The sequence below is a fragment of the Nostoc sp. genome, from assembly GCF_036917195.1.
Classification (GTDB): Bacteria; Cyanobacteriota; Cyanobacteriia; order Cyanobacteriales; family Nostocaceae; genus Nostoc.
Window position 1 is genome coordinate 15,123 of record NZ_JBALDG010000033.1, and the last position, 26,056, is coordinate 41,178.

Here is a 26,056-nt window from a genome sequence, read left to right on the forward strand (position 1 = left end):
AATATTTCGTAGCTTACAGGCATGAAACGCATCGTCTTGGTTGCTGGGTTTGAATCGTTCAACGCTGACTTGTACAGGAAAGCAGCTTTTTTGGCTAACTCTCGCTGTGCTGAGTTGGATATTCGGGTATTTAGCGATCGCGATCTTACCAATAAACGCACCGAGGTAGAAGCAGCACTTCATGACGCTGATGTGTTTTTCGGTAGCCTACTATTTGATTATGACCAGGTTGTGTGGTTGCGCGATCGCATTGCCCAAATTCCCATCCGTCTGGTGTTTGAGTCAGCTTTGGAATTGATGAGTTTAACCAAGCTGGGTGACTTTGCCATTGGCGACAAACCCAAAGGAATGCCCAAACCAGTTAAATTCATCCTCGACAAATTTAGCAACGGACGAGAAGAAGACAAACTCGCTGGTTACATCAGCTTCTTAAAAATTGGCCCCAAACTACTGAAATACGTGCCAGGGCAAAAAGTCCAAGACTTACGCAACTGGTTAATTATCTATGGTTACTGGAATGCTGGCGGCCCAGAAAACGTCGCTTCATTATTCTGGACACTAGCAGAAAAATATTTGGGTTTAAAAGTCGGCGACATTCCCCCGCTAGTCGAAACCCCCAACATCGGCTTACTCCATCCCGATTATCAAGGGTTTTTTGAATCGCCCCGCGAATATTTAGAATGGTATAAAACCCATTGTAGAGACGCGATTAATCGCGTCTCCCCTAATCGCGTCTCCCCAGTTGTCGGAATTTTACTCTACCGAAAACACGTCATCACCAAACAACCCTACATTCCCCAACTGATTCGCAGTTTTGAATCAGCCGGGTTAATTCCTTTACCCATCTTCATCAACGGCGTGGAAGGACATGTGGCGGTACGGGATTTGATGACAAGCGACTATGAAATTCAGCAACGACAACTAGGTAATATCGAGACTCCCTCACTATCTAAGGAAGCAGTAAAAGTGGATGCGATCGTTTCGACAATTGGCTTTCCTCTGGTGGGTGGCCCGGCTGGTTCAATGGAAGCAGGGCGTCAGGTGGAAGTAGCAAAGCGCATCCTCACTGCCAAGAATGTACCTTATATTGTTGCTGCACCACTATTAATTCAAGATATTTCTTCGTGGACGCGCCAAGGTGTCGGCGGATTGCAAAGTGTAGTATTGTACGCATTACCAGAATTGGATGGCGCTATTGATACTGTTCCCCTCGGTGGTTTGGTAGGCGAAAATATTTATCTGGTTCCCGAACGGGTACAGCGATTAATTGGTAGGGTAAAAAGTTGGGTGGCTTTGCGGCAAAAACCTGCTTCGGAACGCAAGATTGCGATCATTTTATATGGGTTTCCTCCAGGTTATGGTGCTGTGGGCACAGCTGCATTATTAAATGTCCCGCGTAGTTTGCTGAAGTTTCTCCACGCACTTAAAGACCAAGGTTACACCGTTGGGGATTTGCCTGATGATGGGGAAGAATTGATTCGCTCTTTAAAAGAGGCGGATGAATCTTTAAATGATGTGGAGAATATCCCTGCATCTGTCAATGTTCGCACATTAGAAAAATGGTTGGGATATCTGCAAACCTCCCGTATCGAAAAACAATGGAAATCTCTGACGGGGACTGGAATTAAAACTTATGGTGACGAATTCCAGATTGGTGGTGTGCAATTAGGCAATGTGTGGATAGGTGTACAACCACCTTTGGGGATACAAGGTGACCCGATGCGCTTAATGTTTGAACGAGATTTAACGCCTCATCCGCAATATGCTGCTTATTATAAATGGCTGCAAAATGAGTTTCAAGCTGATGCTGTAGTTCACTTTGGAATGCATGGGACGGTGGAATGGTTGCCTGGTTCTCCGTTGGGTAATACGGGTTATTCTTGGTCGGATATTTTGTTAGGAGATTTGCCTAATTTATATATATATGCGGCGAATAATCCGTCTGAATCGATGTTGGCAAAACGTCGCGGTTATGGGGTGTTGATTTCTCATAATGTACCGCCTTATGGACGAGCAGGTTTGTATAAGGAATTGGTGGCGTTGCGAGATTTGATTTCGGAGTATCGCGAAGATCCACAAAAGAATTATGTTCTTAAGGAAGCGATTTGTAAAAAAATTGTGGACTCTGGGTTGGATGCTGATTGTCCGTTTGAGGATGCTAAACGGTTGGGGATTGCGTTTACTCCAGAGAATATGCGGATGTTTAGCGGTCATGCTTTTGATGATTATTTGGTGGAGTTGTATGAATATTTGCAAGTTTTAGAAAATCGGTTGTTTTCTTCTGGGTTGCATACTTTGGGGGAAAGTCCGAATGAGGAGGAGTTGGGGGCGTATTTGGAAGCATATTTTGGGGAGGACGAGGAAGAAAACGAACCGCAGAGGCGCAAAGAACACAGAGAAAAGAGAGAAGAGGAGGAAAGGTTAATAAGGGATTTGTTAATGCAATCTACAGATGAGTTAACGAATTTGTTAAGGGGGTTGAATGGGGAATATATTCCGCCTGCGCCTGGGGGGGATTTGTTGCGGGATGGGGCTGGTGTTTTGCCGACTGGGAGAAATATTCATGCTTTAGATCCTTATCGGATGCCTTCACCTGCTGCTTATGAACGAGGACGAGAAATTGCTCAAAAAATTATTGCCCAGCATTTGGATGAACATGGGAAATATCCTGAAACGATCGCGGTAATGTTATGGGGATTAGATGCGATTAAAACTAAAGGTGAATCTTTGGGGATTCTGTTGGAGTTGGTGGGGGCTGAACCTGTTAAGGAAGGAACTGGTAGAATTGTTCGTTATGAATTAAAGCCGTTGGTGGAGGTTGGACATCCCCGCATTGATATGTTGGGTAATTTGTCTGGGATTTTCCGGGATAGTTTTGTAAATATCATCGAATTGTTGGATGATTTATTTCAACGGGCGGCTGATGCTGATGAACCGGAAGATCAGAATTTTATTAGGAAACACGCTTTAGCTTTAAAAGCTCAAGGGGTGGAAAATGCATCGGCGAGATTGTTTTCTAATCCGGCGGGTGATTTTGGTTCTTTGGTGAACGATCGCGTCGTGGATGGTAACTGGGAATCTGGTGAGGAGTTGGGGAATACTTGGCAAAGTCGCAATGTGTTTAGTTACGGGAGAGAAGATAAAGGTCAAGCTAGACCGGAAGTGTTGAACACGTTGTTGAAAACTAGCGATCGCATTGTTCAAGAAATCGATTCGGTAGAATATGGTTTAACTGATATTCAAGAATATTACGCCAATACCGGCGGTTTGAAAAAGGCAGCAGAAAAACAACGCGGTAAGAAGGTTACAACTACTTTTGTGGAAAGTTTCTCAAAAGATACTACACCGCGTAAGTTAGATGATTTGCTCAGAATGGAGTACCGCACTAAGTTGGTAAATCCCAAATGGGCGCAAGCGATGGCGAATCAAGGTTCTGGTGGTGCTTTTGAAATTTCCCAACGGATGACGGCGTTGATTGGTTGGGGTGGTACTGCCGATTTTAGCGATGATTGGGTTTATGACCAAGCCGCAGATACTTATGCGTTAGATGCAGAGATGGCGGATAAATTACGCAAGGCAAATCCTGAAGCTTTTCGCAATATTTTAGGGAGAATGTTGGAGGCGCATGGGCGAGGTTTCTGGGAAGCTGATGATCAGAAGTTAGATAAGTTGCGCCAGTTGTATGAGTTGACAGATGAGGAATTGGAGGGAGTGACAGTTTAGATTGAGTACGTTAATTTGATATCTCGTAACATTCAATAGCAAATTATATGGAAAACTCTTTTACTGCTGTATATGAAAAGGTAGATGATTGGTATATTGGCTACGTCCAGGAGTTAGCCGGTGCTAATGTCCAAGAGAGAACTCTGGAAGAAGCTAGAAAAAGCCTACGGGAAGCGATAGAGTTAATTCTAATCTCAAATCGGGAACTCGCAGAGCAACAACTCTCCGGTAAAGATGTCGTCCGTGAACAGATTACTGTCAAATTATAGTGAAAAGACGTGAATTGATTCGCCATTTGGAAAAGAACGGCTGTTTGTTTCTTCGGGAGGGTGGAAGGCATACGATTTATTACAATCCATCAAACAACAGAACCTCGGCAGTTCCAAGACATACTGAGATTGTTGATATTCTAGCTATCAAGATTTGCAAAGATTTGGAGATTTCCCCACCCTAGTGTTGCAGGGTGCGTTACACGTTTCACACTAAAGAATTTCCAACAAATAAATTATCCAATCTTATAGGGTGGGTCGAAAAGCCTGTTTTTAGCTACAGGCGGGCTTTTCAACCCCCCATAATCAGTAGTAATGACATACTTATAAATTTTCCCACCCACCTACTTCATTCCTTGTTCCTATGCTCTGCATAGGAACGAGAGAAAATATCTCTCAAACTCTGATTTCTCCGTGCCCTCTGTGCCTCTGCGGTTCGTTATTCCGTAACTTGTGCGTAAGTCCTAATAAATTTTCCCACCTACCTACTTAATTGTATCGACTGACAATGCCATTCTTTTGACTAACAATGCCATTGTATCGGCTGACAATGGCATTGTTTTGGCTAACAATGCCATTGTTTTGATTAACAATGCGATCGCATCGACTTACAATCCCATTGCATCGACTGACAATGCCATTGTTTCAACTGACAATGCGATCGCATCGATTGACAATGCCATTGCATCGAATTGCAAAAATTAACCCACGTTTCCTTAACTTTGTTCTATCTAAAAATCTCATTTACTGTTAGTTTTTTTGTTGTAATGGGCACATTAAACTTATCCATTACAACAGTATGCATATATGCCTACTCAAGATAAAACCCGCCGTTTGCCCTCTCAATCAATTAGTCAAGATATTGACTCATTACACGGTTTGCAAACTGTCAGTACCTATGATACAACCCGTACTGATGCCTCTGTAGCAAAGTTACTGCAAGCTTATCAAGATATGTTGACGCAGCAACAAGCCGAAACCGAAAAACTAACTTTATACCGTGCTGCTACCGATGCTGCACGATTAGCAGAATGGGAATTTCACAATGCTATATTAGCCATGAAAGAAGTAATCCGCGGACAATATGGGTCAGATAGCGACGAAGCCCAAGCGGTTGGACTAAAGAAAAAATCAGAACGCAAACGTCCTTCCCGCAAAAAGTCAGTTGCGATGGCGTAACCGCCCGCTGGAACGCAAGTTAATCAACAATAATAAAAGAGACGCAGTAAACCCGCTTAAAGCGCTAGTTCACTGCGTCTTTTTTGGTAACAACAAGCTCTACTAGGGAAGATACTACACAAACCCCATAGCAAACTTGCCCCTGCCTCCTACCCCCTGCCTCCTTGCCTTTCTTCCCGTTATCATTAGAAGTTAATACGCATTACGGGTGCAAACCGGAATATAGAGTAACGAATTGCTTTAAGAAAACCTCTTTTAAACACGAAAACCTAGTAAATTCTTTAGAAATAAGGCTATGGCAACCGAACAGTTAACTAGAGACAGCGACAATCTAGATTTAAATCAGCTACTAAGAACGCTGAATGCTGTTAAACAGGGTGACTTCTCGGCTCGGATGCCCATAGACCATACTGGTGTGGCGGGGAAAATAGCTGATACGCTCAATGATATTATTGACCAGAATCAGCGGATGGCGGCAGAGTTACAGCGGATTGGCAATGTTGTCGGCAAAGAAGGCAAAATTGCTGAACGCGCCTCTCTGGGAGATGTTCGTGGTTCATGGTCAGATTGTGTTACTTCTGTCAATAGTCTGATTACAGATTTAGTCCAACCAACAGCAGAAACTACTCGTGTAATTCGATCAGTCGCCAATGGTGACTTATCGCAAACGATCGCTACAGAAATTGACGGCAGACCTTTGCAAGGTGAGTTTCTCCAAACTGCTAATATCGTCAACACGATGGTGGATCGACTCGGTTCTTTTGCATCGGAAGTAACGCGGGTTGCGCGTGAGGTGGGAACTGAAGGTAAGTTGGGTGTCCAAGCCGAAGTGCAAGGTGTTGCTGGCACTTGGAAAGATTTGACTGATAGCGTTAACTTGATGGCGGGAAATCTCACCGGACAGGTGCGAAATATTGCCGAAGTTGCCACTGCGATCGCTAACGGTGACTTATCCAAAAAAATCACTGTAAATGTTAAAGGCGAAATTCTGGAACTCAAAAACACCGTCAATACGATGGTGGATCAGCTTAATTCTTTTGCATCGGAAGTGACAAGAGTTGCGCGTGAGGTGGGAACTGAAGGGAAGTTGGGCGTGCAAGCCGAAGTTAAAGGAGTCGCAGGGACTTGGAAGGATCTCACAGACAACGTTAACTTAATGGCAGGAAATTTAACCGCCCAAGTCCGTAACATTGCAGAAGTGACAACGGCGGTAGCAAACGGTGATTTGTCTAAGAAAATCACTGTCGATGTCAAAGGCGAAATACTGGAGTTGAAAAACACCGTCAACATCATGGTGGATCAACTTAATTCCTTTGCATCAGAAGTAACAAGGGTTGCGCGTGAGGTCGGTGCAGAAGGCAAATTGGGCGGTCAAGCAGAAGTTCGCGGGGTAGCGGGTACTTGGAAAGACCTTACCGATAGTGTGAATTTCATGGCGGGAAGCTTGACGGCACAGGTGCGAAATATTGCAGAAGTTACCACGGCTGTGGCAAATGGCGACTTATCTAAGAAAATTACTGTCGATGTTAAAGGCGAAATACTGGAGTTGAAAAACACGATCAACACGATGGTGGTTCAGCTTAATTCCTTTGCATCGGAAGTAACAAGAGTTGCGCGTGAGGTGGGAACTGAAGGGAAATTGGGTGTGCAAGCCGAAGTGCAAGGAGTAGCGGGTACTTGGAAAGATTTAACTGACAACGTTAATTTAATGGCGGGTAATCTCACCGGACAGGTGCGAAATATTGCCGAAGTTGCCACTGCGATCGCAAATGGTGATCTATCTAAAAAAATTACCGTCGATGTCAGAGGTGAAATTCTGGAACTGAAGAATACCATCAATATAATGGTGGATCAACTCAGTTCCTTTGCATCAGAAGTAACAAGAGTTGCGCGTGAAGTGGGTAGTGAAGGTAAACTGGGTGTGCAAGCCGATGTCAAGGGTGTTGCTGGCACTTGGAAAGATTTAACTGACAGCGTAAACTTCATGGCGGGAAGTTTAACGGCACAGGTGCGGAACATTGCGGAAGTGACTACTGCTGTAGCAACAGGTGATTTATCTAAGAAAATCACCGTCGATGTCAAAGGTGAAATTCTAGAACTCAAAAACACCATTAACACAATGGTGGATCAACTCAATTCTTTTGCATCAGAAGTAACAAGGGTTGCGCGGGAGGTGGGGAGTGAAGGTAAACTGGGCGTGCAAGCAGAAGTGCGCGGCGTGGCTGGCACTTGGAAAGATTTAACTGACAGCGTAAACTTCATGGCGGGAAGTTTAACGGCGCAGGTGCGGAATATTGCCGAAGTAACTACCGCCGTTGCAACAGGCGACCTTTCTAAGAAAATCACTGTCGATGTTAAAGGTGAAATTCTGGAGTTGAAAAATACCATCAACACGATGGTAGATCAACTCAGTTCCTTTGCATCGGAAGTAACAAGAGTCGCCCGTGAAGTGGGAACTGAAGGTAAATTGGGTGTGCAAGCGGAAGTTAGAGGAGTGGCAGGTACTTGGAAAGACTTGACGGACAACGTAAATTTAATGGCGGGGAACCTCACCGACCAAGTGCGAAACATTGCCGAAGTTGCAACTGCGATCGCCAATGGTGACTTATCTAAGAAAATTACTGTTGCTGTCAAAGGCGAAATTCTCGAACTGAAGAATACCATCAATATAATGGTGGATCAACTCAACTCCTTTGCAAGTGAAGTGACGCGGGTGGCGCGTGAGGTGGGAAGCGAGGGTAAGCTGGGTGTACAAGCAGATGTGCGCGGCGTGGCTGGCACTTGGAAAGATTTAACTGATAGCGTGAACTTTATGGCGGGAAGCTTAACGGCACAGGTGCGAAACATTGCCGCCGTCACCACCGCAGTAGCTAATGGCGACTTATCTAAAAAAATCTCCGTTGATGTCAAAGGTGAAATTTTAGAGTTGAAGAACACCGTCAACACGATGGTGGATCAACTTAATTCCTTTGCAAGTGAAGTTACAAGAGTTGCCCGTGAGGTGGGAACTGAAGGTAAGCTGGGTGTGCAAGCGGAAGTTAAAGGTGTCGCCGGCACTTGGAAAGATTTGACCGACAGTGTAAACTTCATGGCGGGAAGTTTGACGGCGCAAGTGCGAAACATTGCTGAAGTTACCACAGCTGTAGCGAAGGGCGACCTTTCCAAGAAAATCACTGTCGATGTTAAAGGCGAAATTCTGGAACTTAAAAACACCATCAACACAATGGTGGATCAGCTAAATTCTTTTGCATCAGAAGTTACAAGGGTTGCTCGTGAGGTGGGAACCGAAGGTAAATTGGGCGTACAAGCTTACGTTAGAGGAGTTGCAGGTACTTGGAAAGATTTGACAGACAACGTTAACTCGATGGCGGGGAATCTCACTGGACAAGTTCGCAACATCGCGGAAGTTACAAAAGCGGTAGCTAATGGCGACTTATCCAAGAAAATTACTGTCGATGCCAGAGGCGAAATTTTAGACTTGAAGAATACCACCAATACAATGGTGGATCAACTAAGTTCCTTTGCAAGTGAAGTAACGCGGGTGGCGCGGGAAGTGGGAACTGAAGGGAAGTTGGGCGGACAAGCACAAGTCAAAGGTGTTGCAGGGACTTGGAAAGATTTAACAGACAACGTTAACTCAATGGCGGGGAACTTAACAGCCCAAGTGCGCGGTATTGCCAGAGTTGTAACGGCGGTTGCTAACGGTGACTTGAAACGCAAACTGATGTTGGATGCCAAGGGAGAAATTGAAACTTTGGCAGAGACAATCAACGAAATGATTGATACCCTAGCGACGTTTGCCAATCAAGTAACCACAGTAGCAAGAGAAGTGGGAATTGAAGGGAAGTTAGGGGGACAAGCGAGAGTACCCGGAGCGGCTGGAACTTGGAAAGATTTGACAGATAACGTCAACGAACTCGCTGCGACACTTACCACCCAGTTGCGATCGCTCGCAGAAGTTGCTACAGCTGTCACTAAGGGCGATTTAACCCGTTCAATTGCCGTCGAAGCACTAGGCGAAGTTGCCATCCTCAAAGACAACATCAACCAGATGATTGCCAACCTGCGGGAAACAACGCAGAAAAACACCGAACAAGACTGGTTGAAAACTAACTTAGCCAAGTTTACCCGGATGCTCCAAGGGCAGCGAGACTTGGAAACTGTATCTAAACTAATTCTCTCAGAACTTGCACCTTTGGTAGGAGCGCAACACGGCGTATTCTTCCTCATGGAGTATGGGGAAAATACACCGTATTTAAAACTAATTAGTAGCTACGCTTACCGCGAACGCAGACATTTGGCTAACCGCTTTTACTTGGGTGAAGGTTTGGTGGGACAATGCGCTTTAGAAAAAGAGCGAATATTGCTGACGGAAGTACCAAGTGATTATGTCAGAATTTCCTCTGGTTTAGGAGAAGCCACGCCACTTAATGCCGTGGTGTTACCTGTACTCTTTGAAGGACAGGTGACAGCAGTCATAGAATTAGCTTCCTTCCGCCGCTTTAGCGAAATTCATTTGACATTCTTTGACCAACTTACCGAAAGTATAGCGATCGTCCTGAACACGATCGCAGCATCGATGCGAACTGAAGAATTACTCAAGCAGTCGCAATCTTTAGCTGAAGAACTCCAAACCCAGCAAAGCGAACTCCGCCAAACCAACCAGCGCTTAGAACAACAAGCCCAATCACTCAAAGCCTCAGAGGATTTACTCAAAGGACAGCAAGAGGAATTGCAACAAACCAATGCTGAGTTAGAAGAAAAGGCAGAGTTGTTAGCTACGCAGAAGAAAGAAGTCGAGCGCAAAAATCAGGAAATTGAACAAGCAAGACTCTCTTTAGAAGACAAGGCTGAACAACTCGCCCTCTCCTCAAAATACAAATCAGAATTTCTTGCCAACATGTCCCATGAACTGCGGACACCGCTGAACAGCTTGTTGATTTTGGCGAAGTTGTTGGCAGATAACATTGATCACAACCTCACCAACAAGCAAGTTGAATACAGCCAGACAATTTACTCAGCAGGTACTGATTTGTTGACGTTAATCAATGACATTCTGGATCTCGCTAAAATTGAATCTGGAACTATGTCAATTGACATAACCCAAATGCCGTTAGCTGAGTTGGGTGAACAGATTGAGCGCACCTTCCGACAAATAGCTCAAAGCAAAAGACTTGGCTTTGCAATTGAATTTACTCCCGAATTGCCAATCAGCATCGATACAGATGTCAAACGCTTACAACAGGTGTTGAAAAATCTCCTCTCCAACGCTTTTAAATTTACAGAGCAAGGGGAGGTACGCTTAAAGATTGCGGTGGCGAAGCAGGGATGGAGCAACGAGCAGAAAACTTTAAATAGCGCCCAGCTTGTGATTGCCTTCTCAGTCAGCGATACAGGCATTGGCATTGCCCCCGACAAGCAGAAAGTGATTTTTGAGGCATTTCAGCAAGCCGATGGCTCTACTAGTCGGAAATACGGCGGCACTGGATTGGGCTTATCAATTAGCCGCGAAATCGCCTATCTTTTTGGTGGCGAAATTAAATTAGTCAGTCAACCCGGTCAAGGTAGCACGTTTACGTTCTACTTACCACAATTGAGTCAACACTCAAGAGTCCATAGTCAAGAGTCTACATTAATATTTCCCACTCGCTACTTAGCCCAGGCTAAACCAGAGCTATCCGCTAACAGCACTCAGCCCCAGCTAAATCAGAGCTATGCGCTAACAGCAGGTTTAAATGACGATCGCACTACTATTGGCATAGGCGATCGCGTGTTGTTAATTATCGAAGATGACATTAACTTTGCGCGTATCCTCATAGAAATGGCGCAACAGCATGGATTCAAAGTAATAACTGCCCAAAACGGCACTACAGGTTTGACACTAGCGCAGCAATTCCTGCCTTCAGCCATTTTGCTAGATATTAGGTTACCAGAAATGGATGGTTGGACGGTATTGGATCGCCTGAAACATGACCAAAATACACGTCACATTCCTGTACATATTATGAGTGTTGAGGAAGGGAGACAACGCGGTTTGCAACTAGGAGCGATCGCATATCTGCAAAAGCCTTTAACCAGCCAGACAATATCTGAGGCGTTGACCAAAATTAAAGGTTTTGTTGAGCGCCAGGTGAAAAATTTGTTAGTAGTTGAAGACGATAATACTCAACGGCTTAGTATTGTCGAGTTGATTGGCAACAGCGATGTTTCTACTACTGCTGTTGGTACAGGTGCAGAGGCGTTAGAAGCTATTCGTGCCCAGCATTTTGATTGCCTAGTTCTCGATTTAGGACTACCTGACATGACTGGGTTTGAACTGATCGAGCAGATAAAGCTTCTACCTAACGGCAAAACATTACCAATTATTGTTTACACAGGTAGAGAAATTAGCAAAGCTCAAGAAACAGAACTCAGGCGGATTGCTGAAACAATCATCATTAAAGATGTGCGATCGCCCGAACGTCTCTTCGATGAAACAGCATTGTTTTTACACCGAGTCCAAGCAAATTTACCTGCACCCAAACGAGAAATACTCGAACAACTGCATTCACAAGACTACTTACTCACTGGCAAAAAAGCCCTAATTATAGACGACGATATGCGTAATATCTTCGCGCTTACCAGTATGTTGGAGCGTTATCAAATACAGGTTTTATATGCTGAAAACGGTAGGGAGGGTATCGCCCTGTTAGAAACTACACCAGATATTGATGTCGTTTTGATGGACGTAATGATGCCAGAAATGGATGGTTACGAAACAACACGCGTAATCCGCCAAAACGATCAATTTAAATCTTTGCCGATTATTGCACTCACCGCTAAAGCCATGCAAGGCGATCGCGATAAGTGTATTCAAGCCGGCGCATCCGATTACATCACCAAACCTGTAGATACTGAACAACTGCTTTCACTATTGCGAGTTTGGCTATACCGTTAACCGCAGAGAAAAGCGATCATGAAACACCTTGAAGGTAGAGTGGCATTGGTAACAGGTGCTACGCGGGGAATTGGTAAAGGAATTGCTATTGGCTTGGCTGAGGCTGGCGCAACTGTATACGTCACAGGCCGCAGCCTCAACAACTCTTCCAGTGATGCGGTTTTTGGGAGTCTTAGTGAAACCCAATCAGCCATAGAAGAAGTTGGTGGTGTATGCATTCCCGTGCAAGTAGACCACAGCGACGATGAACAGGTGCGTTTACTGTTTGAGCGCATCCAAGATGAGCAGGATGGACAACTCGACCTACTGGTTAACAATGCTTACTCAGGAGTTCAAGCAGTAAAAAACGTCTATGGGCAACCCTTTTGGGATTGTGAACCAAGTATTTGGGATGCTAGCAACAACGTTGGTCTTCGTAGCCACTATGTTGCGAGTGTTTTTGCTAGCCGAATGATGACTAAGCGGAACTCTGGACTAATTTGCACCATTTCATCGTGGGCTGGGATGTCTTATCTCTTTAATACAGCATACGGTGTTGGTAAAGCAGCTTGCGATCGCCTAGCCGCTAATATGGCTGTTGAACTCAAACCCTATAATGTCGCTTCTGTTTCAATTTGGCCAGGTATTGTTGGTACTGAACTTTTTTCCCGTTTTGCTTCTGAAATGAATCAAACCAATGCTACTGACCAAAAAAGCTCATTCATCAGTGAGCGCTACAACTGGGAAACTCCCTTATTAACTGGACGGGTGATTGCTGCACTTGCTTGTCAGCCAAATGTCATGCGCCATACAGGACGTGTACAGATTGTTGCCGAATTAGCCAAGCAATATGGAATTGTAGATGAAAATGGCGATCGGCCCGCATCGCTACGCTCTCTGCGTTTTGTATTGCCAGCTGCATTGCCTGTACTGAGAAAGTACTCATGGCTCATACCCGATATTAAAATGCCGTGGTCACTACTACTATTGAATGCCCTTAACTCGCCTAAGATTTAATCGGCATTAGGCACTTGTACTGAGCTTGTCCTGAGCGGAGCCGAAGGGAGCCGTTAGCGCAGCCTCTCGTAGAGAAGGGCGACTTGTACTGAGCGGCGTCGAAGTAAGCCGAAGTAGTAGACATCCACCTTTGATACTCATTAAGGGACTTCCAAGTAAAAAATATCCCAAATACTAACACACAAATCTTCTCTATTTCTCTTCTCTCTGTATTCTCTGCGCCTTTGCGGTTCGTTTATTTGGATAATTTATTTCTTGGAAATCCCTAATGAGTCTTTTAGCTGCGTTGATCCACCTTTGATACTCGTGAATGAGTCTTTTAGCTGCGTTGATCCACCTTTGATACTCATTAACGAGTCTTTTAGCTGCGTTGATCCACCTTTGATACTCGTGAACGAGTCTTTTAGCTGCGTTGATCCACCTTTGATACTCATTAACGAGTCTTTTAGCTCCATTGATCCACCTTTGATACTCGTGAACGAGTCTTTTAGCTCCGTTGATCCACCTTTGATACTCATTAATGAATGTGAGTTCAACGGCTATAAAAGCGCAAAAAGCTTATCAGATAAAAAAGTAGACCAGAAAATAGATAATAAGTAACCGTACAGAATTAATTATAGTCATTGCGAGCGTTGGCGAAGTTTCTCGTTGGCGCAGCCTCTCGTAGAGAAGAGAAGCGTTCGCAAAGCGTCTCGAAGATTGGGGGGAAATAGGAATTTAGTTCCCTCCCCTTTCTAACGGGAGGGTTAGGGTGGGGTAAATAAATAATCAAGCGGACATGATATAACTAAGATTTATTGAAAATCGAAGAAAAAGCGACAAAAAAACGCCGAAACTCAAAATATCTCCCAAAAAATCAGGGTTTCGGCTATGTCTACTATTGTGTCTCGCTTCAACATCACACAAATTTACTGGGACGTAGATAATTTCTGCAACCAATGGGAAAGCTTGTGGTGGCAAGTACCACAGCTACCATCCACACTCATGTGAACGTCGCAGTCAATCAAAGATGTATTTGTTTAGAGATGAAATATCTATTTGGTAATCATCCCTAATCTTCTTCAAGGGAAATTGGACAAACTTTGGCTCACCGATCAGATTCCAGTCAAAGGTATGTAGCACATGAGATGCAAACACTTTTGTGACTGCGATCGCCATCTGTGCCCCCAAGCAAGCGTGGACACCACCACCGAAAGGAATAAATTCGTACATCTTGCCCTCTGTACGTTCCGGTAAGAAGCGCTCTGGAGCAAATACCTCCGGTTCAGGAAAATGTTCTGACAAAATGTGGGCAATTCGTGGCTCTGCAATAATGGTGCAGCCCTTTTTATACAACACACCATCCAGCACTACAGACTTGGTGAGCTGACGGTTAGCTGTAGAACTGGGAGGTAGTGTGCGTAGTGTCTCTTTGATTGTCGCCTCTAGGAAAATCATCTGCTTCAAATGCTCCGGTGAGAAGATGCTGACATTGCTCTTTTCACCCACTACCTGTTTTTGCTCCTCACGCAGCCGTTGCAACACCTGCGGATGTCGGGCGATTTGATACATAAGCGAACATACTAACCCAGAGATATTGTAGTGTGAAGCCCACAGTTGTAATAGACATTGATTCGCAATTAGGGAATCACTAAATACCCCATCTGGATTTTCCTGCTGGCTGGATAGCATCATTGAGAGAAAGTCTGCTGTGGGGTTAATGGCTCCCTCTGCTTGCCGCCGACGCAGCACGACGGCACGCATAAAGTCGAGCAATGCCGCGCGTGCCGAAAGTCCCCGTCCGTATTTTGTGAAACGTGACTTCCACTTAAACAGACCATAGAAGCCGTCAAAGTATGTTTTGTACAAAGCTTTTAGCTCTGCCTTGGATGATACAGGTAGCCCTGCAAAAGTAGCGGGATCAGAATCATCCAAGCTGATTCCCAGCAGCAAGGGGACGAGTACATCAAAGCATATCTTCTCTACAGCCGGGTAGAGCGCTATTCTGCTGGAGGTAGGCCAGTCCTGGATACCATGCACAATCACCTTATTGATATCAGGAGTGTATGCATCAAGGACACGACCAGTCAATCCAGGAGCGAGTGCATTTTTGCGCTGGCGATGCAAATCAGGTCGCTGGAATAGGCTGTACTCACTGAACATATCCATCGTGGTTGATGGCAGTGCAATCTCCGTATATCTTAAGTCCCCATTAAATGCCATTTGAATAGCTTTAGCAGAACCGACAAAGATAGTAGTGCCTCCAAAGACAGCTGTATTGAAGATGGGGCCGTACTCTTCCAGATTTTGGCGGCAGAACTGATCGGGATTCGCCATGTACTTGAATGTGTCATCCCACTTTGGCTTTCGTGGTGGAGTGGTAATATGTGGAGGTGGTGCTTGTCCATCTTCCAGTACTAGTGTTTCTTCGGTGTTAACAGTGTTGTACATAGCCTTAGCAAGCTTAATGTTGTGAAGATATCCTCATTTTAACTTTGGCGATTAACTAGAGTGGCACTAGCTTGATCTACAGGCATGAATTATAACTTCGTTAATGTTCACATGAGGGGCGATCGCGTCATAGTCAATTTAGCCCTCGAACTCACGTTGATAAGTCTTTGACACTCGTTCATCCACCTTTAATATAGAGGCAGGCAGGGGAAAAAGTACAAACCAAGCCGAATTGTGGGCAAAAGGGCAGGGGAGCAGTTCTTGCTGGGGGCAGAGGGAGGAACAGTCGTGTTGAGTCTAGAAATTGGGATAATTTATTTTTTAGAGTTCCCTAAACAAGCAGTTTGAGATCATAAAACTTTGTATCCTGAATTAATAGGTCTTAATTAATAGTTCTTTTAAAACTGGTGCAAGAAGATTTTAGGCTAATTGTTGATTTAGTTTTAGTTCTAGGAGTTGCAGCCTGTGGCGGATTGTTGGCGGCACTTTTGCGACAACCCGTGCTGCTAGGTTATCTCATTGGCGGGATGATCGTTGGCCCAGCCGGACTGGGACTGATTAAAGAACTTATTCAAGTAGAGACTCTGGCACAGTTCGGTGTCGCCTTTTTGTTATTCGCCTTGGGTGTGGAATTTTCCTTTGCGGAACTCAAGAAGGTAAAAGCGATCGCTCTTGGCGGAGGTGGACTCCAGATTGCTTTGACGATTTTGATTACAGTTGGGGTATGCGGGTTAAGCGGAGCCTGGGGAACCTTACCTGCTAAGGGCATGTTTTTGGGGTGTATTCTGTCCTTGTCTTCCACGGCGGTTGTCCTTAAGTGTTTGATGGAAGATAACGAAACAGAAACGCCCCACGGGCAAGTTATGCTAGGGATTCTGGTAGTACAGGACTTGGCACTAGGACTGATGTTAGCAGTCTTACCAGCCCTTAACCAACCACCAGAAACTATTGGCATCACCGTGCTAACAGCACTACTGTGGATTGGTTTATTTGCCGCCGGAGCAGTAGCTGCGGGGATTTGGCTGATACCGCCTTTGTTGCAACTGTTAGCCCGTACCGAAAGCAAAGAACTATTTTTATTAGGGGTTGTAGCCCTGTGTTTGGGCATTGCTCTGTTGACAGAGCATTTGGGGCTATCGATTGAAATGGGGGCATTTGTTGCAGGTTTGATGATTTCTGAGGTGGAGTACGCCGATCAAACCCTGACTTATGTCGAACCCTTGCGAGATATCTTTGCCAGTTTATTTTTTGCCGCCATTGGGATGTTAATTGACCCAGTGTTTTTGTGGAACAACCTAGAATTGATTTTGGGGTTAGTGGCAATAGTTTTCGTCGGTAAATTTTTGATTATCACTCCCCTAGTAAAGCTGTTTGGCTACCCTTTGAAAACAGCCATAATCGCTGGTTTGGGACTGGCGCAAATTGGAGAATTTTCCTTTGTCCTCGCTAGTGAAGGGCAGGCATTGGGGCTGGTGTCCCGACAAATATACTTATTAATTTTGGGAACCACCGCAGTCACTCTCATGCTTACTCCCTTTGTCCTGCGGCTAGTGCCATTTTTATTTAACTTTGCTGAATCAATGCCCTGGTTGAAACCGTATTTAGAAGAACAAGAAGCGCGGGATGTGTCGGAAGATTTGCCCTTCAAAAACCATGTGGTAGTCTGTGGCTATGGGCAAGTTGGCAAAAATTTAGTAAAGTTGTTGCTGCAACATGACCTGCCTGTGGTAGTAATCGACCAATCAGAAAGTAGAATTCAGCAGTTGCGTGAGATGGGTGTGTCTTATGTCTATGGAAATTGCGTGAGTTTACATGTTCTGGAAACTGCTGGTGTGAATCATGCCAAAGGAATGGCGATCGCACTGCCAGACCTCATGAGTAGCCGTCTTTGCTTGAAACGCGCTTTGGAATTGGGCCCAGAATTAGATTTGGTTGTCCGTGCTACCCAGGATAAAAATATTGAGGTGCTGTATCAATTGGGAGCTAGGGAAGTTGTGCAACCAGAGTTTGAAGCCAGCTTAGAAATGGCAACTCATTTATTAACTGGCTTAGGCTTGTTGTCGCCAGCTGTCGTCCAACGCCAAATGCAGCAAATCCGCAACGATCATTATTTAGAATTGCGCCCAGAGCGTTCTGCTACTGAAGTTGCTCGTGATTTACGCCAAGCAACTCGCGATTTAAATCAGCGCTGGTATCCTTTACCATCTGCTTCGCCTTTAATTGGCATGAGCATAGAAGAAGTAGATATGCGCTACTTAACAGGAGCGAGTTTGATGGCAATTCGCCGTGCTAACGGCGATGAAATCGATTATCCCAATAATCAAACCAAATTGGAAGAAGGCGATCGCTTGCTGGTAGTGGGAGCAGATGAAGAACTAACAGCTTTGGCAGAGTTAGCTAAAGGACAAGCTGTTGTTCCTGGAGAAAATAGTGCTTGCCAGTGGATTACAGTTAATGCAGATGCGCCAACGCTAGGTAAAACCCTTAGAGATTTAGATATCGGCAAGCAATATGGAGTACAGGTACAGGCAATCCGGCGCGATGGCAAGTTTATTCGCTATCCTGATGGCGGCATGGATTTACGAGTCAGAGACCAAGTATTGTTATGTGGTGGCTTGACAGGTCTGAGTCAACTAGAACAGTTATTTGCGATCGCAAGTTCAGCACCCCTTTCTATGTAACTATTCACTCCCCCTCCATCCGTGAGAGGTTAAGGTAATTGCATATTTGTCTGCGAGGGTGCAGGAAAAGGATACTCTCTCCAGCTTGGAGACTGGCAATCGCTTGGCTTTGAACACTCCTAAATCTTGATTTTCCTGAGCAGCAAAATACTTAACAGAGGTCTTGGGCTTTGCCTTTTTCTTGCACGACGTTGTTGTCCGCACAGAATTCAATCGTACAAAATAAAGATAGTGTAATTACTTGCTCTCTCATGCAAAATCAAGAACAAGCTGTCGTCTTCGACGAAGAACGCGCCTCTACCTACGACGAACGAGCGGCTAAACTCGCTCCATTGCGCGACGCACTTCATTTACTGACTAGCTTGATACTTTCTGAGCTTCCTGCGGATGCGCGGATTCTTTGTGTCGGTGTCGGAACTGGCTTGGAACTGATTTATCTCGCTCGTGAATTTCCGCAGTGGCAATTTACGGCGGTTGAGCCTGCGCCTGCGATGCTTGACACTTGTCGTCAGAAAGCCGAAGCTTGTGGAGTTGCGTCGCGTTGCACATGGCACGAAGGTTATCTCGATTCGTTGCCCGTCTCGGAGCCGTTCCATGCGGTGACTTGCCTACTGGTTTCTCACTTCTTCATGCAGCAAGCAAAGAGGCGTAAATTTTTCAGTCAAATCGCTTCACGCCTTCGCCCTCAGGGATATTTGGTTAGTGCGGATTTGGCTTCCGATATGTCCAGTTCATCCTATCAAAGCCTTCGTGAGGTTTGGACTCGGATGTTGAAGTACGCCGAATATCCGGATCAGGACATCGAAAACTTTCTTGCCTCTCATGGTCGGGATGCTGCGGTGCTACCACCGAATGAAGTCGCATCAATCATCGCATCGAGCGGCTTTGATACTCCTGTACTCTTCTTGCAAACTCTTTTTATTCATGCTTGGTATGCAAGGCGACCATGACAGGATTTTTTGTAGTGATAATAAAAAGGATTTTTACCACTACAAAGTTTTCCCAATCTGGTAAATTTTAGCCAACACTGTGGGAAGAGGTGTTCCAAACACCGATTTATGACTAACTCTTGGGTTTAATATAAGCGATCGCTTGTTTCCAAACAGTGGTTTGCTGACTGTTTTCATCAGCAATACAGATACAGTGTGGATCTTGCCATAAAACCCTCCCTGTTACCACATCGCCAGTTAGCAACTTAAACTCTACTGGTATTGTTTGTTTAATCAGATTTTGGACTTGTCTAATACTAGGCAAAGTGGTGTCAAGTTCGGTAAGCATTTTTAGTAAAGATGAACCTACGAGGCAAAATAAAGAGTAACTAATCTTTGATAATTCATCCTTGAGGAAATGGCAATCGAATTTACTAAGTATCATGGTCTGGGCAACGACTTTATTCTGATTGACAATCGCTCATCATCTGTGCCTGTAGTCACCCCAGAGCAAGCCATCAAGTTGTGCGATCGCCACTTTGGTATCGGTGCTGATGGTGTAATTTTTGCCCTCCCTGGAGAAAACGGCACTGACTACACCATGCGGATTTTTAATTCCGATGGTTCAGAACCAGAAATGTGTGGCAATGGCATACGCTGTTTAGCTGGCTTTTTAGCAGATTTAGAAGGCGAATCCCGGAATAAAGACTCATATCGCATTCATACTTTGGGTGGTGTAATGACTCCCCAACTTTTATCTGATGGTCTAGTGAAGGTGGATATGGGTTTACCCAGGTTACTCGCAAGCGAAATTCCCACCACCCTTACACCCGCCGAAGAAAAAGTAATTTCTCAGCCGTTGGAAGTGGCGGGGAGAACTTGGGATGTCACTTGTGTAAATATGGGAAATCCCCACTGCATTACTTTTGTGGAAGATGTAGCAGCAATTGAGCTAGAAACCATTGGCCCTAAATTTGAGCATCACCCAGCTTTTCCCCAACGCATAAATACGGAATTTATGCAAGTGGTACGCCGTGACTATTTGAAAATGCGGGTGTGGGAACGGGGTGCTGGGATTACATTAGCTTGTGGTACTGGTGCTTGTGCTTCCTTAGTAGCTGGAGTGTTAACAGGGAAATGCGATCGCATTGCCACTATAGAATTACCAGGTGGCCCCTTGCAAATTGAATGGTCAGAAATCGACCAACGGGTTTACATGACAGGCCCGGCTGAGAGAGTATTCATGGGTAAACTGTAACCGACTTAGTAGTGGCATTACTCAAGTAGTAGTGCCATAGAAGTCTTGCAGCAACTGCTCGCCACGGTCGCCAGTGCTGTGTCATTGCTTCTAGTTGAACTGGTGTTGGCCGCGTCGCCAATCCTTTGAGTTTTTGTAAAGCGATCGCGATCGCTAAATCGCCTTTGGGAAAGACATCAGGTCTTTGCAGCGCCATTAGCAAGTAAATATCAACTGTCCAGTCTCCTATCCCTTTGAGACACTTTAGCTCAGTTCTGATCGCAGTTTCATCCATTTTTTCCAACTTGCTGAGGTCAAGCTGACCACTTGCGATCGCATTTGCCAACCCACGACAGTATAGAATCTTTTGCCGACTAAATCCAATTCCTCTCAATTGAACATCATCCAATCTCAGAAAATTTTCTGGCGTCAACGTTACAACAACCCCACATAGTCGGGTAAATACAGCCTTTGCAGCTGCTACGGAAACTTGCTGTTCCAGAATTATGCACAACAACGTTGCAAAACCCGGTTCTCTTGACCATATAGGTGGAGGCCCCAGTGTCTCTAAAATCCGAGCCAAATCGCTATCGAGATTGGCAAGCACCATTAAACCACGGGTGAGATTTTCTTCAGTCAACGATTCTAGTTCAGGTGTTTGAGCGGCTGTTTCTTCCAATGTCATGTTTGATAAATTGCGATCAAAAAAGGGACTGGGCACTCGTTCATCTCTCTCAAATACTCGTTCATCCACCTCGGAACTCCGTTCATCCACCTCAGAACTCCGTTCATCCACCTCAGAACTCCGTTCATCCACCTCAGAACTCCGTTCATCCACCTCAGAACTCCGTTCATCCACCTCAGAACTCCGTTCATCCATCTCAGAACTCCGTTCATCCACCTCAGAACTCCGTTGATCCATCTCGGAACTCCGTTGATCCATCTCAGAACTCCGTTGATCCACCTCAGAACTCCGTTGATCCACCTCAGAACCTCAAACTTCTCAATCCCCAGTCCCTAATATTCAGTCTTGCGTGCAGCGTGACTCTTGTATGAGCAGTTTTTGTTTGCGCTCAATCCCCCAGTGATAACCACCAACACTGCCATCACTCCGCAGGACACGGTGACATGGTACAACCAGCGCTATCGGATTAGCTCCACAAGCATTACCCACCGCGCGGACTGTCTGGGGTTTGGCAATATCACGCGCAATATCAGTATAGGTACGGGTTTGTCCATAGGGAATTTTCTGTAATGCTTGCCAAACCTGTTTCTGAAATGCTGTCCCACGGACATCAAGTGGTAAATCAAGATGTGCTTTACCTCCTCCAATAAAGTCGAGGATTGCCTGTATCCATTCCTTGTGTGTTTGGTCATCACGCATAATTTGCGCTTGGTGAAATTCCTTGATTAAAGTGTGTTCAAGTTTGTCTGCTTCATCACCTAGTTTAACGGCACAGATACCCTTCTCTGTTGTTGCCACAAGCAAATATCCTAGTGGACATGGAGCGATCGCATAGACAATGCTGATTGTCTTTCCAGCTTGTTGGTAAGTCTTTGGTGTCATTCCCAGTTGCTTAGGTGCTTTCTCATACAGTTGACTACTTGAACCATACCCCGTGTCGTAAACTGCATGAGCAATTTCCTCGCCTGACTGAAGAAGCTGCTTCAATCGTTGGTTACGCAGCGCATCTGCATATTGAAAGGGGGATACGCCAATTATTTGCTTGAATATCTTTTGCAGATAACTGGGACTCATTCCCACCTGAGAGCATAGTTCTGAGAGGGTTGGAATGTGATCAACTTGTGCTTCAATAAATCGACATGCTGCTAAAACTTTGGACTTCGCCGGATTTGGAATTTTTTCAAATTGTGGCTGACATCGCTTACAAGGTCGAAAACCTGCAATTTCAGCCTCTTGTGCCGACTGGAAAAAACAAACTTGATTGCGATTCGGTCTGCGACTAGGGCAAATTGGTCGGCAATAAACGCCTGTAGAGCGAACACCGTAGAAAAGCTTGCCGTCAATTGTCGAGTCTCGATTGAGAACTGCTTCCCAAAGAGTTTCTTTCAAAACTGGTGTCTGTTGTAATTGCATTTATGTCTCCTTGGATGTATTGCAAAGTATCCACTCGAAAATACCCATTTTTCGTTTTTGCTATTGGTAACTCTGTTTATTTTTTTAGATAAAACTAGATTAAATTTATTGATAAACTATTTTCTATCTGATTATTGCGATCAAAGTTGGCTATATCAGTTTTTTACAGCTTTTTTCATCTATTTTAGGACTTACGCAAAATCATGAAAAAACGAACCGCAAAGAACGCAAAGGACACAAAGGAATAAGGCTTTCAGAGGGTTATTGCGTAAGTCCTATATTTAAACGACAATCCCTTGTAAAGTTACACAGATGTGCATCTGTGTCAACTTAAGCTAAAACTTCTTTAAAACTTCGTTAAAACCTCGTTTCTAGCCTCTGGCTATAAATGCTCTTTCATTGCGGTGCTGCTAGTTTTGAGGGAGAGGCTCTCATTAGGCCTTATTGCTGGTATATTCCATTTTCTCCTCTCAAGGATGAGATAGTTTTGGGGCGGTTTTTGGAAGCGCTAGCCTGGGCTATTCATGAAATTCAATCATCATGATATAGTCGGATCATTATTGTCTTCAAAATAGCGTTAGTGTAAAGTTATAAGAGCTAATTTAAAACTAACAGCGTCTTTAAAAGTGTCGTTGGTCACTATTTATAACTAACTTTTTCATCACTTTTTCCTCCCGTGGTCAAATGGTTCACCCGATTGGGTGAATGCGATCGCCTCATCAAGAACTACTCTGAAAGAAGGCGCTGTTTTTATTTTGTTATATCATGTCCGGTAAATTACTTGTGATTTCTGCGTGACCTCTCAAGACCAGCCCCTCCCATACTAGAGCAGGGGAATCTCTAGCTTTAGCTAAAAGCGAGGTGAGGTTCTTTTATTATGGGCAATTCAGCGGACACGATATTAGCGATTATGCCTACAGAATCAAAACTGTTAAGTTGATTATTCTGGCTTTTAATTGTACATCAATAGCTTGGTATCAAAGGGTCAAAGAGTGGATGAAACCATTGTAACATCGATGTATACACCAAATTGCCAGCAAGAGGCTATTAACTTGCTCTCCAAACTTGCTGTCAATTTACCAGGAATAATTTTCCAAGTTCTGCAACAGCAGGATGGTTCTGTGTTTGTCCCTTATGTTAGTTCTGGTTGTCAATCTTTGTGTGAAATAGAACCAGAAGCCGTACAGGCAGACTTTCGGGTGCTATATAAACTGATTCATCCACAGGATATAAAAGCCTTTACAGAATCTATTGCTGTTTGTAGTACAAATCTTACACCTTGGCATTGGGAAGGTCGAATTATTACGCCTAGTGGCATTAAGTGGATTCAAGGGATTTCGCAACCCGAATTACAAAGTAACGGCGATTTTCTTTGGAATGGCTTGGTTATGGATATTACAGACCGAAAACTAGCCGAAGAAAAATTGCTTGAGAGTGAGGCGCGGTATAAAGCAATTTTGGATGCTATCCCCGATTTGATGTTTCGCATTAGCCGCGATGGCGAGTATCTAGATTTGAAAAGTGAGGGAGTAAATCTCACTCTTACTAGAGAAGAAATAGTTGGGAAACATGTGCAAGAGTTATTGCCTAGTGATGTTGCAACGATTAGCCTGGAAGCGATCGCTAAAACTTTAGATTCTGGAACTTTGCAAACTTGTGAATATCAGCTACCAACGCCTTTGGGAGTCAGAGATTATGAAGCGCGGTTGGTAGTGAGTGGTCAAGATGAGGTACTAGCAATTGTCCGAGATATCACAGAACGCAAACAAGCAGAAATCAGCTTACAAAATCTTGCCCAAAAATTTGCTAAAGCTTTTAGTTGCAGTCCCGATTCAATTACGATTAGCACAATCCAAGAAGGACGCTTCATCGAAGTTAACGACAGTTTTGTGGAACTCTCAGGTTATGAGCGAGATGAAGCGATTGGTAAAACTTCTTTTGAGTTAGATATTTGGGTAGACGATCGCGATCGCCTGAAGTTGGTGCAGGAGTTGCAAGACACAGGAGTCGCTCGTAACTTGGAAGTTGAATTTCGGCAAAAGTCTGGCGAGATAATTACAGCACTGCTTTCAGCCGAAGTCATTGATTTGGATGGTATCCCGTGCATCCTAGCAGTGCATCACGACATTACAGAACGCAAACAGGTAGAAGCGCAATTACGCCTATCAGCACAACGCGATCGCTTGTTGGCAGAAACCCTAGTGCGAATTCGGTCTTCGCTTAACTTAGAGCAAATTCTCCAAACCACCGTGACGGAAGTCAGGCAATTTCTGCAAGCAGATCGAGTTTTCATTAATTTAAATAATGCTAATTTAGGAGTCAGAACTCTTGCCGAATCAGTAGATCCTAAGTATCCATCAGTCTCAGGTTGGTCTACTAATGATGAAGCTTATCTACAAGAAGTAAGAAACTTACTAAAAGATAATCTTGTGCGTGTCTTTGAAGACATAACGCAAATGGCAGTATCTCCCAAAGTAAGAGCGCACTGTCGAAAATTCCAAACGAAGGCTAGCTTGGCTGTACCAATCATGCTAGGTAACGAATTATTTGGGGCGTTAATTGCCAATCAATGCTCAGGTTCGCGTCATTGGCAGCCAATAGAAATTGATTTGTTACAGCAGATGTCAGAACAGGTAGCGATCGCCATTCAGCAAAGCCAGATATGTCAAAAACTAGCAGAACTTAACACTAATTTAGAACACCAAGTAGAAGAACGGACAGCACAGTTGCAGCAGAAAATGCAAGAAGTTGAAAAATTGCATCGCCTCAAAGATGTTGTTTTGCATACGGTTGCCCACGATTTACGAACTTCGGTAATGGGTAACTTGATGGTGTTAAAGAATTTGTTAAATCAGGGAGTGGGGGGAGTGCAGGGAGCAGAGGGGCAGAGGAGCAGGGGAGAAATTACAGCAATTTCCCCTCTGCCTCTTTCCCATATCCAATCCCCAATTCCAGTATCTCGCTCAATAATCGAGCGGATGATTCAAGGCAATGATCGCCAACTGACGATGATTAACTCATTGCTAGAAATTAATTCTTGTGAAAAACAGGGTATTGACATCAAACTCGAACCTGTGCAATTTAGCTCCCTACTGGGAGAAATGTTCGCCCAGTTTGAACCCATGCTGACACAAAATCAAGCGACTCTGAAGAATTTGGTTCCCGCTGATTTACCGTTAGTAATGGCAGATACGACTCGGTTGCAGAAAGTTTTGGCAAGTTTTATAACACATAGTTTGCAAAATAATCCACCAGGATTAAATTTTCTGCTGAGTGCCACAGTTGAGGCAGGAATGATTCGCACTCAGATTCAAGATAACGGTGTGGGAATGAGTAAACTAGAGTGCGATCGCCTCTTCGATTTGCATGTCCGTGATCCCCAAAACTGTTGTTCTACAAGCATTGGCTTAAAAATGTATCTTTGTCGGAAAGTTATTAAGGCACATGGCGGCGAAATCGGTGTTATTAGTAACCGCAAGCGCGGGTTAACTTTCTGGTTTACATTACCTCTGTTCACTTCATCCGCAACAAATCGCCCATAAATCACCAAAAAATGAGAGGGTGTTATTTATGGCAA

General features: G+C 44.5%; 16 protein-coding genes. 12 read left to right on the forward strand and 4 right to left on the reverse strand.

Annotated elements, in window-relative coordinates; all coding sequences use genetic code 11:
* Positions 1 to 21: 21 nt before the first annotated feature.
* The 8 genes from bchH to V7K40_RS11320 all read left to right on the forward strand — a co-directional run bounded on the left by bchH (position 22) and on the right by V7K40_RS11320 (position 13,704).
* The gene (gene bchH, locus V7K40_RS11285) at positions 22 to 3,723 is read left to right on the forward strand and encodes a magnesium chelatase subunit H (protein WP_334959485.1); all 3,702 of its coding nucleotides are present in this window, start codon (positions 22 to 24) and stop codon (positions 3,721 to 3,723) included.
* A 47-nt stretch (positions 3,724 to 3,770) separates the two neighbouring features.
* Positions 3,771 to 3,992, forward strand: a complete 222-nt coding sequence (locus tag V7K40_RS11290; RefSeq protein WP_334959487.1) for a type II toxin-antitoxin system HicB family antitoxin — start codon at positions 3,771 to 3,773, stop codon at positions 3,990 to 3,992.
* Positions 3,992 to 4,177: a type II toxin-antitoxin system HicA family toxin gene (locus tag V7K40_RS11295; protein ID WP_100901366.1), complete on the forward strand. Its 186-nt coding sequence runs from the start codon at positions 3,992 to 3,994 to the stop codon at positions 4,175 to 4,177. Before V7K40_RS11290 ends, V7K40_RS11295 begins: the two co-directional genes overlap by 1 nt.
* Before the next feature lie 334 nt (positions 4,178 to 4,511).
* Positions 4,512 to 4,697, forward strand: coding sequence for a hypothetical protein (locus tag V7K40_RS11300; protein ID WP_334959489.1), 186 nt, complete (start codon positions 4,512 to 4,514; stop codon positions 4,695 to 4,697).
* Between the two features lie 102 nt (positions 4,698 to 4,799).
* Positions 4,800 to 5,171 (forward strand): hypothetical protein, encoded by a 372-nt coding sequence (locus V7K40_RS11305; protein WP_334959491.1) that lies wholly within the window; start codon positions 4,800 to 4,802, stop codon positions 5,169 to 5,171.
* A 295-nt stretch (positions 5,172 to 5,466) separates the two neighbouring features.
* Complete coding sequence (locus V7K40_RS11310; RefSeq protein ID WP_334959493.1) at positions 5,467 to 12,108, forward strand: HAMP domain-containing protein; 6,642 nt, start codon at positions 5,467 to 5,469, stop codon at positions 12,106 to 12,108.
* A gap of 18 nt (positions 12,109 to 12,126) precedes the next feature.
* Positions 12,127 to 13,104 (forward strand): SDR family NAD(P)-dependent oxidoreductase, encoded by a 978-nt coding sequence (locus V7K40_RS11315; RefSeq protein WP_334959495.1) that lies wholly within the window; start codon positions 12,127 to 12,129, stop codon positions 13,102 to 13,104.
* 255 nt (positions 13,105 to 13,359) lie between these two features.
* The gene (locus V7K40_RS11320) at positions 13,360 to 13,704 is read left to right on the forward strand and encodes a hypothetical protein (RefSeq protein WP_334959497.1); all 345 of its coding nucleotides are present in this window, start codon (positions 13,360 to 13,362) and stop codon (positions 13,702 to 13,704) included.
* Between the two features lie 399 nt (positions 13,705 to 14,103).
* On the opposite strand, the gene V7K40_RS11325 is transcribed toward V7K40_RS11320, so the two are convergent.
* Positions 14,104 to 15,534: a cytochrome P450 gene (locus tag V7K40_RS11325; protein WP_334959499.1), complete on the reverse strand. Its 1,431-nt coding sequence runs from the start codon at positions 15,532 to 15,534 to the stop codon at positions 14,104 to 14,106.
* A gap of 407 nt (positions 15,535 to 15,941) precedes the next feature.
* Between V7K40_RS11325 and V7K40_RS11330 the strand changes: the two genes are divergently transcribed.
* The gene (locus V7K40_RS11330; protein WP_334959501.1) at positions 15,942 to 18,215 is read left to right on the forward strand and encodes a cation:proton antiporter; all 2,274 of its coding nucleotides are present in this window, start codon (positions 15,942 to 15,944) and stop codon (positions 18,213 to 18,215) included.
* A 194-nt stretch (positions 18,216 to 18,409) separates the two neighbouring features.
* On the forward strand, positions 18,410 to 19,165 hold the full coding sequence (locus V7K40_RS11335) for a class I SAM-dependent methyltransferase (protein WP_334959503.1): 756 nt from the start codon (positions 18,410 to 18,412) through the stop codon (positions 19,163 to 19,165).
* Positions 19,166 to 19,277: 112 nt separating this feature from the next.
* On the opposite strand, the gene V7K40_RS11340 is transcribed toward V7K40_RS11335, so the two are convergent.
* Positions 19,278 to 19,493 carry an RNA chaperone Hfq gene (locus V7K40_RS11340; protein WP_273768746.1) on the reverse strand — a complete coding sequence of 72 codons (216 nt, stop codon included), beginning with the start codon at positions 19,491 to 19,493 and terminating at the stop codon, positions 19,278 to 19,280.
* Between the two features lie 69 nt (positions 19,494 to 19,562).
* On the opposite strand from V7K40_RS11340, the gene dapF reads away from it, so the two are divergent.
* Positions 19,563 to 20,402: a diaminopimelate epimerase gene (gene dapF / locus V7K40_RS11345; protein WP_334959508.1), complete on the forward strand. Its 840-nt coding sequence runs from the start codon at positions 19,563 to 19,565 to the stop codon at positions 20,400 to 20,402.
* Here dapF and V7K40_RS11350 read toward each other — a convergent pair.
* Together V7K40_RS11350 and ada are read right to left on the reverse strand one after the other, a co-directional pair.
* Positions 20,386 to 21,366, reverse strand: coding sequence for a DNA-3-methyladenine glycosylase 2 family protein (locus tag V7K40_RS11350; RefSeq protein WP_334959510.1), 981 nt, complete (start codon positions 21,364 to 21,366; stop codon positions 20,386 to 20,388). The two genes, dapF and V7K40_RS11350, sit on opposite strands and share 17 nt — an antisense overlap.
* A gap of 39 nt (positions 21,367 to 21,405) precedes the next feature.
* Positions 21,406 to 22,479: a bifunctional DNA-binding transcriptional regulator/O6-methylguanine-DNA methyltransferase Ada gene (gene ada / locus V7K40_RS11355; protein ID WP_334959512.1), complete on the reverse strand. Its 1,074-nt coding sequence runs from the start codon at positions 22,477 to 22,479 to the stop codon at positions 21,406 to 21,408.
* A 992-nt stretch (positions 22,480 to 23,471) separates the two neighbouring features.
* Here ada and V7K40_RS11360 point away from each other — a divergent pair.
* Complete coding sequence (locus V7K40_RS11360) at positions 23,472 to 26,021, forward strand: PAS domain S-box protein (protein ID WP_334959514.1); 2,550 nt, start codon at positions 23,472 to 23,474, stop codon at positions 26,019 to 26,021.
* Positions 26,022 to 26,056 lie beyond the last annotated feature (35 nt).

Bases quoted from the DNA above. Each gene is read 5' to 3' on its own strand.
- V7K40_RS11325 (WP_334959499.1), bottom strand. From the start codon at position 15,534: ATGTACAACACTGTTAACACCGAAGAAACACTAGTACTGGAAGATGGA.
- V7K40_RS11315 (WP_334959495.1), top strand. From the start codon at position 12,127: ATGAAACACCTTGAAGGTAGAGTGGCATTGGTAACAGGTGCTACGCGG.
- V7K40_RS11290 (WP_334959487.1), top strand. From the start codon at position 3,771: ATGGAAAACTCTTTTACTGCTGTATATGAAAAGGTAGATGATTGGTAT.
- dapF (WP_334959508.1), top strand. From the start codon at position 19,563: ATGGCAATCGAATTTACTAAGTATCATGGTCTGGGCAACGACTTTATT.
- V7K40_RS11340 (WP_273768746.1), bottom strand. From the start codon at position 19,493: ATGCTTACCGAACTTGACACCACTTTGCCTAGTATTAGACAAGTCCAA.
- V7K40_RS11310 (WP_334959493.1), top strand. From the start codon at position 5,467: ATGGCAACCGAACAGTTAACTAGAGACAGCGACAATCTAGATTTAAAT.
- V7K40_RS11305 (WP_334959491.1), top strand. From the start codon at position 4,800: ATGCCTACTCAAGATAAAACCCGCCGTTTGCCCTCTCAATCAATTAGT.
- ada (WP_334959512.1), bottom strand. From the start codon at position 22,479: ATGCAATTACAACAGACACCAGTTTTGAAAGAAACTCTTTGGGAAGCA.
- bchH (WP_334959485.1), top strand. From the start codon at position 22: ATGAAACGCATCGTCTTGGTTGCTGGGTTTGAATCGTTCAACGCTGAC.